The 14148-nt window shown below is 66.9% G+C and carries 15 protein-coding genes; 10 read left to right on the top strand and 5 right to left on the bottom strand.

Annotated features, from left to right (window positions below; translation table 11 throughout):
• Positions 1 to 85 precede the first annotated feature (85 nt).
• Positions 86 to 1168, top strand: coding sequence for an AI-2E family transporter (locus DM992_RS05985; RefSeq protein ID WP_162631595.1), 1083 nt, complete (start codon positions 86 to 88; stop codon positions 1166 to 1168).
• A 98-nt stretch (positions 1169 to 1266) separates the two neighbouring features.
• Here the strand turns inward: DM992_RS05985 and purU are convergent, their stop codons facing one another.
• The 5 genes from purU to DM992_RS05960 form a co-directional block, all read right to left on the bottom strand.
• Positions 1267 to 2151: a formyltetrahydrofolate deformylase gene (gene purU, locus DM992_RS05980; RefSeq protein WP_034179051.1), complete on the bottom strand. Its 885-nt coding sequence runs from the start codon at positions 2149 to 2151 to the stop codon at positions 1267 to 1269.
• Between the two features lie 74 nt (positions 2152 to 2225).
• Positions 2226 to 3080, bottom strand: coding sequence for a DUF4743 domain-containing protein (locus DM992_RS05975; RefSeq protein WP_111016087.1), 855 nt, complete (start codon positions 3078 to 3080; stop codon positions 2226 to 2228).
• Between the two features lie 5 nt (positions 3081 to 3085).
• On the bottom strand, positions 3086 to 3700 hold the full coding sequence (locus DM992_RS05970; RefSeq protein WP_111016086.1) for a LysE family translocator: 615 nt from the start codon (positions 3698 to 3700) through the stop codon (positions 3086 to 3088).
• Between the two features lie 65 nt (positions 3701 to 3765).
• Entirely contained in the window at positions 3766 to 4332 is a 567-nt protein-coding gene (locus DM992_RS05965; protein ID WP_040141994.1) for an adenine phosphoribosyltransferase, read from the bottom strand.
• Between the two features lie 77 nt (positions 4333 to 4409).
• Positions 4410 to 6416 carry a monovalent cation:proton antiporter family protein gene (locus DM992_RS05960; RefSeq protein ID WP_111017820.1) on the bottom strand — a complete coding sequence of 669 codons (2007 nt, stop codon included), beginning with the start codon at positions 6414 to 6416 and terminating at the stop codon, positions 4410 to 4412.
• Positions 6417 to 6542: 126 nt separating this feature from the next.
• Here DM992_RS05960 and kdsD point away from each other — a divergent pair, with 126 nt between their 5' ends.
• From kdsD to hprK, 9 genes are all read left to right on the top strand, one after another.
• A complete protein-coding gene (gene kdsD, locus DM992_RS05955; protein ID WP_111016085.1) occupies positions 6543 to 7526 on the top strand; it encodes an arabinose 5-phosphate isomerase KdsD in 984 nt (327 codons plus the stop codon).
• Positions 7526 to 8062 carry an HAD family hydrolase gene (locus DM992_RS05950; protein WP_111016084.1) on the top strand — a complete coding sequence of 179 codons (537 nt, stop codon included), beginning with the start codon at positions 7526 to 7528 and terminating at the stop codon, positions 8060 to 8062. The genes kdsD and DM992_RS05950 overlap by 1 nt, the downstream gene beginning before the upstream one ends.
• A gap of 3 nt (positions 8063 to 8065) precedes the next feature.
• Entirely contained in the window at positions 8066 to 8680 is a 615-nt protein-coding gene (gene lptC / locus DM992_RS05945; RefSeq protein WP_111016083.1) for an LPS export ABC transporter periplasmic protein LptC, read from the top strand.
• 20 nt (positions 8681 to 8700) lie between these two features.
• Complete coding sequence (gene lptA / locus DM992_RS05940; RefSeq protein ID WP_111016082.1) at positions 8701 to 9366, top strand: lipopolysaccharide transport periplasmic protein LptA; 666 nt, start codon at positions 8701 to 8703, stop codon at positions 9364 to 9366.
• Positions 9363 to 10139 (top strand): LPS export ABC transporter ATP-binding protein, encoded by a 777-nt coding sequence (gene lptB, locus DM992_RS05935; protein WP_111016081.1) that lies wholly within the window; start codon positions 9363 to 9365, stop codon positions 10137 to 10139. The genes lptA and lptB overlap by 4 nt, the downstream gene beginning before the upstream one ends.
• A gap of 160 nt (positions 10140 to 10299) precedes the next feature.
• On the top strand, positions 10300 to 11805 hold the full coding sequence (locus tag DM992_RS05930; RefSeq protein WP_111016080.1) for an RNA polymerase factor sigma-54: 1506 nt from the start codon (positions 10300 to 10302) through the stop codon (positions 11803 to 11805).
• Positions 11806 to 11964: 159 nt separating this feature from the next.
• Positions 11965 to 12324: a ribosome-associated translation inhibitor RaiA gene (gene raiA / locus DM992_RS05925; protein ID WP_006477786.1), complete on the top strand. Its 360-nt coding sequence runs from the start codon at positions 11965 to 11967 to the stop codon at positions 12322 to 12324.
• 197 nt (positions 12325 to 12521) lie between these two features.
• The gene (locus DM992_RS05920) at positions 12522 to 13034 is read left to right on the top strand and encodes a PTS sugar transporter subunit IIA (RefSeq protein ID WP_034195643.1); all 513 of its coding nucleotides are present in this window, start codon (positions 12522 to 12524) and stop codon (positions 13032 to 13034) included.
• Positions 13035 to 13163: 129 nt separating this feature from the next.
• A complete protein-coding gene (hprK, locus tag DM992_RS05915; protein WP_006483133.1) occupies positions 13164 to 14132 on the top strand; it encodes an HPr(Ser) kinase/phosphatase in 969 nt (322 codons plus the stop codon).
• Positions 14133 to 14148 lie beyond the last annotated feature (16 nt).

The following is a 14148-nucleotide window of genomic DNA, read 5'->3' as shown; positions in this document are numbered from 1 at the left end:
TTCTGCACCAATCCGGTGCGGCACCGGGCGACCCCGGCTCTGCCGAGCGCTGCGCGGCATGACACACGAACGACAGGAATCCACGATGGAGAAGCAACAAGAGTCGCGCGATGCGCAGAGCCGCGAGCTGCACCTGCGCAGCGTGCGGCTGACGAGCGACTTCAGCCTGCCGAAGCTGTCGGCACTCGAGATCGGCAGCTATTTCCTCACGATCGTCATGATGTGGCTCGTTCTCGACCTCAAGCTACTCGGCGGTCTGCTGGCCGGCCTGCTCGTCTACCAGCTGATCCACACGATCGCGCCCGTGATCGAACGCCACACGACGAGCATGCGCGCGCGCTGGGTCGCCGTCGTGCTGCTGGCGATCGCGATCGTCGGCGGGCTCACGGGCCTGACGATCGGCATCATCGAGCATTTCGAGCACACGGTACCGAACCTGCAGAGCCTGCTCGGCCAGTTGATGCAGATCGTCGAGCAAACCCGCGCGCGCACGCCGGCGTGGATCGCGAACCTGCTGCCGGTCGACGTCGAGCAGATGAAGACGAAGGCGGCCTTGCTGATGCACTCGCACATGGACCAGCTCCAGCAGAGCGGCAAGAGCGTCGCGCGCGGCTTCGGCCACGTGCTGTTCGGGATGATCATCGGCGCGATGATCGCGATCGGCGTCGAGCACGGCAAGGTGCGCCGGCCATTGTCGACCGCGCTCGTCACGCGCGTGTCGCGCTTCTCCGACGCATTCCGCCGGATCGTGTTCGCGCAGATCAAGATCTCGGCGATCAACGCTGCGTTCACGGCCGTCTACCTGCTCGTCGCTCTGCCGATCTTCCACCAGCGGCTGCCGTTGTCGAAGACGCTTGTGCTCGTCACGTTCATCGTCGGCCTGCTGCCCGTGATCGGCAACCTGATCTCCAACACGCTGATCGTCGCCGTGTCGCTGTCGGTCAGCATGGGCACCGCGATCGCGTCGCTCGCGTTTCTCGTGATCATCCACAAGCTCGAATACTTCCTGAACGCGAAGATCATCGGCGGCCAGATCGAGTCGCGCGCGTGGGAGCTGCTGCTCGCGATGCTGATCATGGAGGCCGCGTTCGGGCTGCCGGGCGTGATCGCCGCGCCGATCTTCTACGCGTATCTGAAACGAGAGCTGTACCTGTTGCGGCTGATCTGAAACCCGCGTCTCAGGCGACAAAAAACGCCGCGCCCCGGAAAGGAGGCGCGGCGTTTTTGTTTCCGGGAGCCGGCCAACCGGCGGCCGGCCGATTCAGATCAGCGGAACACGACCGTCTTCGTCCCGTTCAGCACGATCCGGTGCTCGACGTGCCACTTCACCGCGCGCGCGAGCGTCACGCACTCGACATCGCGGCCGATCGCGGTCAACTGGTCGGGCGTCATGCTGTGGTCGACGCGCTCGACTTCCTGCTCGATGATCGGGCCTTCGTCGAGATCGGTCGTCACGTAGTGCGCGGTCGCGCCGATCAGCTTCACGCCGCGGTCGAACGCCTGATAGTACGGCTTCGCGCCCTTGAAGCTCGGCAGGAACGAGTGGTGGATGTTGATCGCGCGCCCGGCGAGCTGCTGGCACATGTTCGGCGACAGGATCTGCATGTAGCGCGCGAGCACGACGAGATCGGCCTGGTGCTCGTCGATCACTTCCAGCACGCGCGCTTCCTGCGCGGCCTTCGCGGCATCGGACGAACCGCCGATCAGCGGGAAGTGATGGAACGGGATGTTGTAGCTCGCGGCGAGCTGGTAGAACTCCTTGTGGTTCGACACGATCGCCGGGATCTCGATCGGCAGCTGGCCGGTGCGATAGCGGAACAGCAGGTCGTTCAGGCAGTGGCCGATCTTCGACACCATGATCACGACGCGCGGCTTCACGGCCGCATCGTGCAGTTCCCAGCGCATCGAGAACTGCTCGGCGAGCGGCGCGAATTCCTTGCGAAGTGTGTCGAGCGCCGACGCGGCATCCGTGCCGTTGCCGTCCTGCTCGAAGTGCACGCGCATGAAGAATTCGCTGGTGCGGCTGTCGCCGAACTGCGCCGAATCGAGGATGTTGTTGCTGCGCTCGAACAGGAAGCCCGAGACCGCGTGGACGATGCCGTGCCGGTCGGGGCACGACAGTTTCAAGATAAAGCTGTGATCGGTCGGCATGACCGCTACTCCCTTTGTTTCCGTATTCGTCAAATTGCCCGTTCGCGCCGCCGGGCTGCGCGTCGCCGCGCGCGTCACGCGGCCGGCGCGAACAGCGCGTCGATGCCTGCCGCGTCGGCCGCAGCAAGCCAGCGGTGGCGCAGCAGCGTGTCGAGCGTCGCGAGGCTCGCGTCCATCGTCGCGCGGCCCTCGCGCAGCCAGCCGATCACCTCGGGCACGCCGGCCAGCAGATGCTCGGCCACTTCGCCGTCCTGGTTGCGCGGCGCGAAGTCGTGCGGCAGCGGCAGGTCGTACACGAAGATCAGTTCGGACTGCGTGCCTTCCGGCAGCGAGCACAGCACCTGCACCGCGCGGCCCGCGATCGCGCGCGCCGCGAGTTCGGCCGGAATGCCGGCTTCTTCCCAGCACTCTTTCGCGAGCGTCTCGTGAACGCCCAGGCCCCAGCCGATGCCGCCCGCGACGACATTGTCGAGCATGCCGGGGTCGGTTGCCTTGGTCGCGCTGCGGCGGCCGAGCCACATCTGCGGCACGGCCGCGGCGGGCGCAGCCGCATATTCTACGATGCCGTTCAGATGCACCGCATAAGTCTGCGTCCCGAAGAACCGCGACGCGGCGCGCTCGATATACGCGAGCGGCGCATCGTCGAAGCGGTTGCGAATCGCATAGATCTCGTCGCGCCAGCCGGGAATCGCGCCTTCGGCCGCGAGCGCGCCGATCGCGCTCGCCAGCGCCATGCTGCGCGCGTCGACCGAGTCGTAGCGCGCCGACAGCACGACGCGCTCGGCGGTCAGTTCGAACACGTCGGGCCAGCGCGCAAGCTTCGCGACATCCTGGCGGCGCACCCAGCCGACCGCCTGGCCGGCGATCTCGAAGCGCAGGTGCGCGGCCGGATCGAAGCGGCGCGCGGCCGCGATGCACGGAAACGTCATCGCCGTCAGTCCTTCAGCGCGACGCGGATGCCGATCGCGATGAACGTCGCGCCGGCGATCCGGTCGAGCCACACGCCGGCCTTCGGGCGGCGCTTCAGCCATGCGCCGATCATGCCGGCGCCGACGCCGAACAGCGAGAAGATCGCGGCCGTCTGCAGCATGAACAGCGCGCCGAGCTCGAACATCTGCAGCGTCACGCTCTGCGCGCCGTGCGAATCGACGAACTGCGGCAGGAACACGACGAAGAACAGCGTGACCTTCGGGTTCATCAGGTTGCCGATCACGCTCTGCCGGAAGATCGTGCCGAGCGGCTGCGGCGGGCGCGCGTGCGCGTTCGCGAGGCCCTGGCTGCGCAGCGCCCTGATGCCGATCCACACGAGGTACGCGGCGCCCGCGAGCTTCAGGATCTCGAACGCGACCGGCGACGAACGCAGCACGGCCGCGACGCCGAGCGCCGCGAGCGTCGTGTGGAACAGGATCCCGGCCGTGAAGCCGAGCGCGGCGACGAAGCCGGCCGCGCGGCCCTGCGAGATGCCGCGCGCGAGCACCTGCAGGTTGTCGGGCCCCGGCGCGAACGTGATCGCGATCGACGTGGCGAGAAACAGCATGAAGTTGGGCATCGTGACCTCGCTGCGTAACGTGTATAAGGCGGTATGTAAGGCTGGCAAGCAAGCCCGGCCGGCGTTCAGTGGCCGGCGAATTCGGTAACGGTATAGACGGGCAGTCCCGCGTTGCGCAGCAGCGCCGAGCCACCGAGATCGGGCAGGTCGATGATCGCCGCGCCCTCGACGACCACCGCGCCGAGCCGCTGCAGCAGGTTGCGCCCCGCCATCATCGTGCCGCCGGTCGCGATCAGGTCGTCCATGATGATCACGCGGTCGCCGGGGCGGCACGCATCCTCGTGAATCTCGACCGTCGCGCTGCCGTATTCGAGGTCGTACGATTCCGAGCGCGTCTTGTACGGCAGCTTGCCGACCTTGCGGATCGGCACGAAGCCGACGCTCAGCTCGTACGCGACGATCGGCGCGATGATGAAGCCGCGCGCGTCGAGGCCCGCGACGTAGTCGAGCTTCGCATCGACATAGCGCTCGACGAACAGGTCGACGAGGATGCGCAGCGCCTTCGGGCTCTGCAGCAGCGTCGTGATGTCGCGGAACATCACGCCCGGCTGCGGCCAGTCGGGCACCGTGCGGATCTGGCTGTGGATGAAGGCGACCGGATCGAGCGGCGCGCCCGACGACGAATGCGGCATGAAACTCTCCGAAAAAAACGGTGCGCGAAGATCGGGCACCGTTTCGAAAAATACGGGTCAGGTTATTGAATCGGCGCTCACGCGGCCGCGGCCGGCGGATCGCGCCGATGGCGCGACAGCCGCTCCTCCGCGAGCGCGAGCGCCTCGGGCAGCCCGCGCAGCACGACGATGTCGCTCGCGCGCAGCTTGGTCTGCGGATCGGGTTCGACGCCGCGGATGCCGTGCCGGCGGATCGCCGTGACTTCCAGCCCGAGCGCATACAGCCCGAGTTCCTCAAGCGAGCGCCCGACCGCGTCCGCGCGCGCATCGACCGGCACCGATTGTAGCCGCACCTGCTCGTGGTCGTCGTCGTCCGCGTCGTCCGCGCCGCGGAAATAGCCGCGCAGCAGGCTGTAGCGCTCGTCGCGCATTTCCTCGACGCGCCGCACGACCTTGCGCATCGGCACGCCGACCAGCACCAGCGTATGCGACGCGAGCATCAGGCTGCCCTCGACGATCTCCGGAATCACCTCGGTCGCGCCGGCCGCGAGCAGCTTCTCGAGGTCGGCATCGTCGACGGTGCGCACGATCGCCGGCAGCGTCGGCTCGAGCTCGTGCACGTGATGCAGCACGCGCAGCGCGGACGGCGTGTTCGCATAGGTGATCGCGACTGCCGCCGCGCGGTGGATACCGGCCGCGAGCAGCGACTCGCGGCGCGCCGCATCGCCGAACACGACCGATTCGCCGGCCGCCGCGGCCGCGCTCACGCGGTCCGGGTCGAGGTCGAGCGCAACATACGAAATGCCTTCCTGTTCGAGCATGCGCGCCAGGTTCTGGCCCGCGCGGCCGTAGCCGCAGATGATCACGTGGCCGCGCTGCTTCAGGCTTTGCGTCGCGATCCGCGTCATCTGCAGCGACTGCTGCATCCATTCGGTCGACGACAGCCGCATCACGATCCGGTCGGCGTTCTGGATCAGGAACGGCGCGGCGAGCATCGACAGCAGCATCGACGCGAGGATCGCCTGCAGCAGCGTCGAATCGACGAGATGCCGGTCGAGGATCAGGTTCAGCAGCACGAAGCCGAATTCGCCGGCCTGCGCGAGGCCGATGCCCGTGCGCATCGCGACGCCCGGCGTCGCGCCGAACAGCCGCGCGAGCCCGGCGATCATCGTCCCCTTGAACAGGATCTGCCCGACGAAGAAGCCGAGCACGAGCAACGGATGCTCCCAGATCACGCGCGGATCGAGCAGCATCCCGGTCGTCACGAAGAACAGGCCGAGCAGCACGTCGCGGAACGGCTTGATGTCCTCCTCCACCTGATGGCGGAACGGCGTCTCGGAGATCAGCATCCCCGCGATGAACGCGCCGAGCGCGAGCGACAGGCCGAACTTGTCGGTGATGAACGCGGCGCCGAGCGTGACGAGCAGCAGGTTCAGCACGAACAGCTCCTGCGAGCGGCGCCGCGCGACGACGTTGAGCCAGCGCGTCATGAAGCGCTGGCCGATGACCAGCAGCAGCGTGAGCGCGATCACGATCTTGACCGCCGCGAAGCCAAGCGTCAGCGCGAGGTCCTTCGACGATTCGGCGCCGAACGCGGCGATCACGATCAGCAGCGGCACGACCGCGAGATCCTGGAACAGCAGCACGCCGAAGATGTTGCGGCCGTGCTCGGTCTCGATCTCGAGACGTTCGGCAAGCATCTTCGACACGATCGCCGTCGACGACATCGCGAGCGCGCCGCCGAGCGCGACGGCGCCCTGCCACGTGATGTGCACCCAGCGCTCGAACAGCGCGCCGAGCAACAGCGCGAGCAAAAGCGTCGCGACGACCTGCAGCAGCCCGAGGCCGAACACGAGCCGCTGCATCGACCTCAGTTTCGCAAGCGAGAATTCGAGGCCGATCGAGAACATCAGGAACACCACGCCGAATTCCGCGAGATGCTCGGCCCGCTCGAGATCCGCCGCGATCCCGAGCGCGTGCGGGCCGACCAGGATGCCGACGGTCAGGTAGCCGAGCATCGGCGGGAGGTTCAGCGAGCGGAATACGACGACGCCCACCACCGAAGCCAGCAGCAGCATGAGCGTCATTTCGAGCGGGGAAATCACGGGCGGAGCGTCCTCGTTCGTCGGGGCCACCGCGAAGCGGGCGCGATGGCGTAGCGTGGGATAGGCGACATCGGACGAGTCCGAAGGCCCGGCGCGGCGAACAAACGCCTTTGCTATACTCCGCGCATGATAGCGAAAATCAATGATGATCGGGCGCTCGCGCTCGCCCGCGACGTGCTCGACATCGAGGCGGACGCCGTGCGCGCACTGCGCGACCAGCTCGACGGCGGCTTCGTCCAGGCCGTCGCGCTGCTGCTCGGCTGCCGCGGCCGCGTGGTGGTGTCCGGTATCGGCAAATCGGGGCACATTGCCCGCAAGATCGCGGCCACGCTGGCCAGCACCGGCACGCCGGCCTTTTTCGTCCATCCTGCCGAGGCCAGCCACGGCGACCTCGGGATGGTCACCTCCAACGACGTCTTCATCGGCATCTCCTATTCAGGCGAATCGGAAGAGCTCGTCGCGATCCTGCCGCTCGTCAAGCGGATCGGCGCGAAGCTGATCGCGATCACGGGCCGCGCGGAGTCGAGCCTCGGCACGCTCGCCGACGTGAACCTGAACGCCGCGGTCTCGAAGGAAGCGTGCCCGCTGAACCTCGCGCCCACCGCGAGCACGACCGCCGCGCTCGCGCTCGGCGACGCGCTCGCCGTCGCGGTGCTCGACGCGCGCGGCTTCGGTTCGGAAGATTTCGCGCGCTCGCACCCGGGCGGCGCGCTCGGCCGGCGCCTGCTCACCTACGTGCGCGACGTGATGCGCGCGGGCGACGACGTCCCGTCCGTCGGGCTCGACGCGACGCTGTCGGACGCGCTGTTCCAGATCACCGCGAAGCGCTTGGGCATGACGGCCGTGGTCGACGCCGACGGCAAGGTCGCGGGCATCTTCACGGACGGCGACCTGCGCCGCGTGCTCGCGCGCGACGGCGACTTCCGCACGCTGCCGATCACCGACGTGATGACGCGCAACCCGCGCACGATCGGGCCGGATCACCTGGCGGTCGAGGCCGTGGAACTGATGGAGCGCCACCGGATCAACCAGATGCTGGTGGTCGATGCCGACGGCGCGCTGATCGGTGCGCTGAACATGCACGACCTGTTTTCGAAGAAGGTGATCTGATGAGCGCAGCGCTGACTGCGGCCGAACGCGCGAACCGCGTGAAGCTGATGATTTTCGACGTCGACGGCGTGCTGACCGACGGCGGCCTGCTGTTTACCGCGGCCGGCGACGCGATGAAGTCGTTCAATTCGCTCGACGGCCACGGCGTGAAGCTGCTCGGCGAAGCCGGCATCGCGACCGCGATCATCACGGGCCGCCGCTCGGAGATCGTCGCGGCGCGCGCGAAGGAAATGAAGATCGCGCACCTGTTCCAGGGCGTCGAGAACAAGCTCGCGGTGTTCGCCGACCTGATCGCATCGCTCGGCCTCACCGCCGACGCGTGCGGCTACATGGGCGACGACTGGCCCGACCTGCCGGTGATGCTGCGCTGCGGCTTCGCGACCGCGCCCGCGAACGCGCACCCCGACGTGATTGCCCGCGCGCACTGGGTGGCCGAGGCTCGCGGCGGCCACGGCGCCGTGCGCGAAGTCTGCGACGCGATCCTGCGCGCTCAGCGCCGCTATGACGCGCTGCTCGCAGCCGCCTGCGGAGCCTGACGGATGAATACGCATTTCCGCTGGACCCATCTGCTGCCGCTCGCCGCGGTCGCCGCGCTCGCTGGCATCACGTGGTGGCTGCTGCAGGCGACGCTGCCGCCGCCCGGCGAGGGCACCGCGCAGCCGAAGCGCCATACGCCCGACTATTTCGCGGACAACTTCTCGGTCACCGAGCTCGACCAGTCCGGCACGACCCAGTACCGGCTGACGGCCGCGAAGCTGGTCCATTACGAAGACACCGAAAACAGCGACCTGACCGATCCGGCCATGCGCGCATTCCAGCCCGGCAAGCCGGTCGTGACGACCACCGCGAAGCGCGGCACCGTCAACGGCGACGTGTCGATCGTCGATTTGTACGACGATGCGCGCATCCTGCGCGCGGCCGGCGGCGGCGATCCGCAAATGCAGGCCGATTCCCAGCATTTCCGGATCTTCGTCAATGACGATGTGATCCAGACCGAAAAGCCGGTTAAACTTCAGCGCGGCCTGTCGCTCGTCAACGCGACCGACGGCATGAAGTACAACAACGTCACCCGGGTCATCGAGCTTTACGGCAACGTGCGCGGCACGATCGCCGCGGCGGACACGTCCGGCGGCTCGAAAGGTCAACCCAAGTGACGCTTCCCTCACGTGACTGCATGAACGAACCGTTCCCTCGACAGATTTCCGGCGGCGCTGCGCGCGCCGTCCGCGCCGCGCTCGCCGCGACGCTCGTGGCGCTCCCGTTGATCGGGCTGGCGCCGCTCGCCCATGCCGAGAAGGCCGACCAGAACAAGCCGATCAACGTCGAGGCCGACAACCTGACCTATGACGACCTGAAGCAGGTCACGGTCGCGACCGGCAACGTCGTGATCACGAAGGGCACGATCATCATCAAGGGCGATCGCGTCGAAGTGCGCCAGGATCCGGAAGGCTATCAGTACGCGACGTCGTTCGGCAGCGGCAAGAAGCACGCGACGTTCCGCCAGAAGCGCGAAGGCCTCGACGAATACATCGACGGCGACGCCGAGCGCATCGACTACGACGGCAAGCAGGACCTGACCACGCTGACGACCGCCGCGACCGTGCGCCGCCTGCAGGGCACGTCGACCGTCGCCGACACCGTGCACGGCAGCGTGATCACGTACGACGGCCAGCGCGACTTCTACACCGCGAAGGGCGGCAAGGACGTGGCGGCGCCGGGCAACCCGAACGGCCGCGTGCGCGCGATGCTGTCGCCGAAGAACGGCGGCCCCGCGCCGCTGACCGGCGCGCCGGCGAAGCTGTCGCCGTCGACCACGATCCAGGGAGCGCCGGGCCAATGAACGCGCTACCGAACCGCCAGCCGGCCGGCACCACGAGTTCGCTCGTCGTCCGCAACCTGAAGAAGCGCTACGGCTCGCGCACGGTCGTCAAGGACGTGTCGCTCGACGTGAAGAGCGGCGAAGTCGTCGGCCTGCTCGGCCCGAACGGCGCCGGCAAGACCACGTCGTTCTACATGATCGTCGGCCTCGTGCCGCTCGACGCGGGCGAGATCTCGCTGAACGGCGGCTCGATCAGCCTGCTGCCGATCCACAAGCGCGCGTCGCTCGGCCTGTCGTACCTGCCGCAGGAAGCGTCCGTGTTCCGCAAGCTGACCGTCGAGGAAAACATCCGCGCGGTGCTCGAGCTGCAATACGGCGAAGACGGCAAGCGGCTGTCGAAGGACGCGATCTCGTCGCGCAGCGAAGCGCTGCTCGACGAGCTGCAGATCGGCCACCTGCGCGAGAACCCGGCGCTGTCGCTGTCGGGCGGCGAACGACGCCGTGTCGAGATCGCGCGTGCGCTCGCGACCAACCCGAGCTTCATCCTGCTCGACGAACCGTTCGCCGGCGTCGACCCGATCGCGGTGCTCGAGATCCAGAAGATCGTCAAGTTCCTGAAGCAGCGCAACATCGGCGTGCTGATTACCGATCACAACGTCCGAGAAACGCTCGGCATCTGCGATCACGCCTATATCATCAGCGACGGCTCGGTGCTCGCCGCCGGCGCGCCGAGCGAAATCATCGAAAACGAAAGCGTGCGCCGCGTGTATCTCGGCGAACACTTCCGCATGTAACTTCCTCCTCGTGGCTGGCTGCCCCCCGCCCGGCATCGCCGTGCGGGGCCGCGCCCCGCTTCGCGGCCATGCCTGCGGCCGGGCGGCGCGCCGCGCGTAATCGCGGATGGCTCAACGCGCCTGGGTCGTGGCAAACTGCCGGTATGACTCCCTCCTTGCCATGAAAGCCAGCCTTCAACTCCGCCTGTCGCAACATCTGGCGCTGACGCCGCAGCTACAGCAGTCGATCCGGCTCCTGCAGTTGTCGACGCTCGAATTGCAGCAGGAAGTCGCGATGGCAGTCGCGCAGAACCCGCTGCTCGAGAACGACGACGAATGGATCGTGAGCCCGCTGCGCGTCGCTGCGGACGGATCGCTGATCGCGCAGACACCTTCCGGCCAGAACACCGAGCCGGCCCCGGCAAACAACAGCAGCACGTCGGGCGATCGCGCGGAGCGCGACGAACCGGCCGGCGCGGACGAATACGACAGTTACGCGTCCGGCGACGGCAACGACGGCCCGCAATGGAATCTCGACGAATTCGGCCGCTCGAGCGGAGCGTCCGACGACGACGACCTCCCGCCGCTGCAGGTGCAGGAAGCCGCGACGTCGCTGCGCGACCACCTGTCCGCGCAGTTGCGCGTCACGCAGGCCGGCCCGCGCGATCGCGCGCTCGTGATGTTCCTGATCGAATCGCTCGACGACGACGGCTACCTGACCGCCACGCTCGACGAAGTGCTCGCCGACCTGCCGCCCGAGCTGGAGATCGACTGCGACGAACTGAACGCGGCGCTCGCGCTGCTGCACAGCTTCGACCCGGCCGGAGTCGGCGCCCGCTCGGCATCGGAATGCCTGAAGCTGCAGTTGCTGCGCCTCGATCCGTCCCCGACGCGCACGCTCGCACTCGAGATCGTGTCGCAGCATCTGGAACTGCTCGCCGCACGCGACTTCACGCGATTGCGCAAGCACCTGAAGGCGAGCGACGACGCGCTGCGAGACGCGCACGCGCTGATCCGCTCGCTCGAGCCGTTCCCCGGCGCCGCGTACGGCAAGGCCGAGGCCGACTACGTCGTGCCCGACATCATCGTGAAGAAGGCCGGCCAGGGATGGCTCGCGGAGCTCAATCCGGAGGTCGTGCCGCGCCTGCGGATCAACAACCTCTACGCGAACATCCTGCGCAACAGCCGCGGCGATCCGTCGACCGGTTCGCTGAAACAGCAGCTTCAGGAAGCACGCTGGCTGATCAAGAACATCCAGCAGCGTTTCGACACGATCCTGCGTGTCGCGCAGGCTATTGTCGAGCGTCAAAAGAATTTCTTTGCACATGGCGAAATTGCCATGCGCCCCTTGGTTTTGCGGGAAATAGCTGATACGCTGGGCCTACACGAGTCGACTGTCAGCCGTGTGACAACCGGGAAGTACATGCTGACCCCGTTCGGGACGCTTGAATTTAAGTACTTCTTCGGATCTCACGTTTCGACCGACACCGGTGGCGCCGCCTCGTCGACCGCCATCCGAGCCCTCATCAAGCAACTGATAGGAGCTGAAGACCCAAAATCGCCACTTTCGGACAGCCGCATTGCCGAGCTGCTGGCAGAACAGGGTTTCGTGGTCGCGCGCCGCACGGTTGCCAAATATCGCGAAGCCCTCAAGATCCCGGCAGTGAATCTGCGCAAGTCTCTTTAGGCCTGCTGCCTGCCCGGCGGCAGGCGTGTTCCGGCCACCGCGCACACGGGGAACAGGCCGGGCGACCTGTCCGCGATACACCGCCTCTATGCGGTACGGGCAAGTCGACCGGAGCGCCGCCTCGATGCGGCCGGGTGGTCACTCGCTTGGAGAAGCACTATGAACCTGAAGATCAGTGGACATCATCTCGAAGTCACGCCTGCAATTCGCGAATACGTGATCACCAAGCTGGACAGGGTGCTACGGCATAGCGATCAGGTGATCGATGGCACTGTGATCCTCTCGGTCGACAACCACAAGGAAAAGGACAAGCAGCAGCGCGCGGAAATCAATCTGCACCTGAAGGGCAAGGACATCTTCGTCGAAAGCGCGAACGGCAACCTGTACGCCGCGATCGATCTGCTGATCGACAAGCTGGATCGCCAGGTCGTCAAGCACATGGAGCGCCTGCAAACGCACGCGCACGACCCGATCAAACTTCAACCGTCGATCGACCAGATCGAACTTCCGCCGCAATAACCGTCACCGCAACACGCACGCCGCCCGGTTCGCCGGGCGTTTTTTTTGCGACTCCGCGCCCGTGGTGCGACCGGTCCGTCCATGCTGCGCCACGCACGCGGCTGTGCTCTATAATGTCCCGGTTATCGCCGGGGGGGCGTTGGGTGCGGTAGCTGCGTTGCAGGTTGCCGATACCAAATACCTTGATATCGCCGAACATGGAAAATCAGTCTGCCGCCGCAAGGAGACCCCAGGCCGCCCAATCGCCTGCCAACATGAATCGCCTAGCCAAAATCCTGCCCATAGAGAACGTCGTCATCGACCTCTCGGTCACCAGCAAGAAACGCGTGTTCGAACAAGCCGGGCTGATGTTCGAGAATCAGAACGGCATCGCCCGCAGCACCGTCACGGACAACCTGTTCGCGCGCGAACGCCTCGGCTCGACCGGGCTCGGCGAAGGCGTCGCGATTCCGCACGGGCGCATCAAGGGTCTCAAGCATCCGCTCGCCGCGTTCGTCCGGCTCGCCGATGCGATCCCGTTCGAAGCGCCCGACGGCCAGCCGGTCGGCCTCCTGATTTTCCTGCTCGTCCCCGAGCAAGCCACCCAGCAGCACCTCGAAATCCTGTCGGAAATCGCGCAACTGCTGTCCGATCGCGACGCGCGCGAGCGTCTGCACAACGAAACGGATATCGCCGAGTTGCATCGCCTGCTCACTCAGTGGCAACCTTGAGTTGATCCGGGCGGAATATTTTCCCGTACGTGGCGGCACGCGCTGCCGTCCAGGGCCGCCCGGCGCCGGCCCGGCATGGCGACGTCCGTCGCCGCGCGCACGCACCGGCCCATTGGAGTGACGAGAGTCATGGATACGTCCAGCATCAACGCCCAGAGCATCTTCGACGACAACGCGGCCACGCTGAAACTGAGCTGGCTCACGGGGCATGAAGGCTGGGAGCGCGGCTTTTCGGCCGACACGGTCGGCAACGCGACGTCGAGCGCCGACCTCGTCGGCCACCTGAACCTGATCCACCCGAACCGGATCCAGGTGCTGGGCGAAGCCGAAATCGACTACTACCAGCGCCAGACCGACGAAGACCGCTCGCGCCACATGGCCGAGCTGATCGCGCTCGAACCGCCGTTCCTCGTCGTCGCCGGCGGCGCCGCGGCGCCGCCCGAACTCGTGCTGCGCTGCACGCGCTCGTCGACCCCGCTGTTCACCACGCCGATGTCGGCCGCCGCGGTGATCGACAGCCTGCGGCTGTATATGTCCCGCATCCTCGCGCCGCGCGCGACGCTGCACGGCGTATTCCTCGACATCCTCGGGATGGGCGTGCTGCTGACCGGCGATTCGGGCCTCGGCAAGAGCGAGCTCGGCCTCGAACTGATCAGCCGCGGCCACGGCCTCGTCGCCGACGACGCGGTCGACTTCGTCCGTCTTGGCCCCGATTTCGTCGAAGGGCGCTGCCCGCCGCTGCTGCAAAACCTGCTCGAAGTGCGCGGCCTCGGCCTGCTCGACATCAAGACGATTTTCGGCGAGACCGCCGTGCGGCGGAAAATGAAGCTGAAGCTGATCGTCCAGCTCGTGCGGCGCCCCGACGGCGAATTCCAGCGCCTGCCGCTCGAAAGCCAGACCGTCGACGTGCTCGGTTTGCCGATCAGCAAGGTCACGATCCAGGTCGCGGCCGGCCGCAACCTCGCGGTGCTCGTCGAGGCCGCCGTCCGGAACACGATCCTGCAGTTGCGCGGAATCGACACGTTGCGCGATTTCATGGATCGGCAACGACTCGCGATGCAAGATCCCGACAGTCAGTTCCCCGGCAAACTGGTGTAAGCCGCACGCGCCGGCT

Origin of the sequence: Burkholderia sp. JP2-270, from assembly GCF_003233675.1 — a bacterium.
GTDB lineage: Bacteria > Pseudomonadota > Gammaproteobacteria > Burkholderiales > Burkholderiaceae > Burkholderia > Burkholderia pyrrocinia_C.
This window is presented reverse-complemented; position numbering and strand designations above follow the sequence as displayed.

Bases quoted from the DNA above. Each gene is read 5' to 3' on its own strand.
- DM992_RS05985 (WP_162631595.1), top strand. From the start codon at position 86: ATGGAGAAGCAACAAGAGTCGCGCGATGCGCAGAGCCGCGAGCTGCAC.
- purU (WP_034179051.1), bottom strand. From the start codon at position 2,151: ATGCCGACCGATCACAGCTTTATCTTGAAACTGTCGTGCCCCGACCGG.
- DM992_RS05975 (WP_111016087.1), bottom strand. From the start codon at position 3,080: ATGACGTTTCCGTGCATCGCGGCCGCGCGCCGCTTCGATCCGGCCGCG.
- DM992_RS05970 (WP_111016086.1), bottom strand. From the start codon at position 3,700: ATGCCCAACTTCATGCTGTTTCTCGCCACGTCGATCGCGATCACGTTC.
- DM992_RS05965 (WP_040141994.1), bottom strand. From the start codon at position 4,332: ATGCCGCATTCGTCGTCGGGCGCGCCGCTCGATCCGGTCGCCTTCATC.
- kdsD (WP_111016085.1), top strand. From the start codon at position 6,543: ATGATAGCGAAAATCAATGATGATCGGGCGCTCGCGCTCGCCCGCGAC.
- DM992_RS05950 (WP_111016084.1), top strand. From the start codon at position 7,526: ATGAGCGCAGCGCTGACTGCGGCCGAACGCGCGAACCGCGTGAAGCTG.
- lptC (WP_111016083.1), top strand. From the start codon at position 8,066: ATGAATACGCATTTCCGCTGGACCCATCTGCTGCCGCTCGCCGCGGTC.
- lptA (WP_111016082.1), top strand. From the start codon at position 8,701: ATGAACGAACCGTTCCCTCGACAGATTTCCGGCGGCGCTGCGCGCGCC.
- lptB (WP_111016081.1), top strand. From the start codon at position 9,363: ATGAACGCGCTACCGAACCGCCAGCCGGCCGGCACCACGAGTTCGCTC.
- DM992_RS05930 (WP_111016080.1), top strand. From the start codon at position 10,300: ATGAAAGCCAGCCTTCAACTCCGCCTGTCGCAACATCTGGCGCTGACG.
- raiA (WP_006477786.1), top strand. From the start codon at position 11,965: ATGAACCTGAAGATCAGTGGACATCATCTCGAAGTCACGCCTGCAATT.
- DM992_RS05920 (WP_034195643.1), top strand. From the start codon at position 12,522: ATGGAAAATCAGTCTGCCGCCGCAAGGAGACCCCAGGCCGCCCAATCG.
- hprK (WP_006483133.1), top strand. From the start codon at position 13,164: ATGGATACGTCCAGCATCAACGCCCAGAGCATCTTCGACGACAACGCG.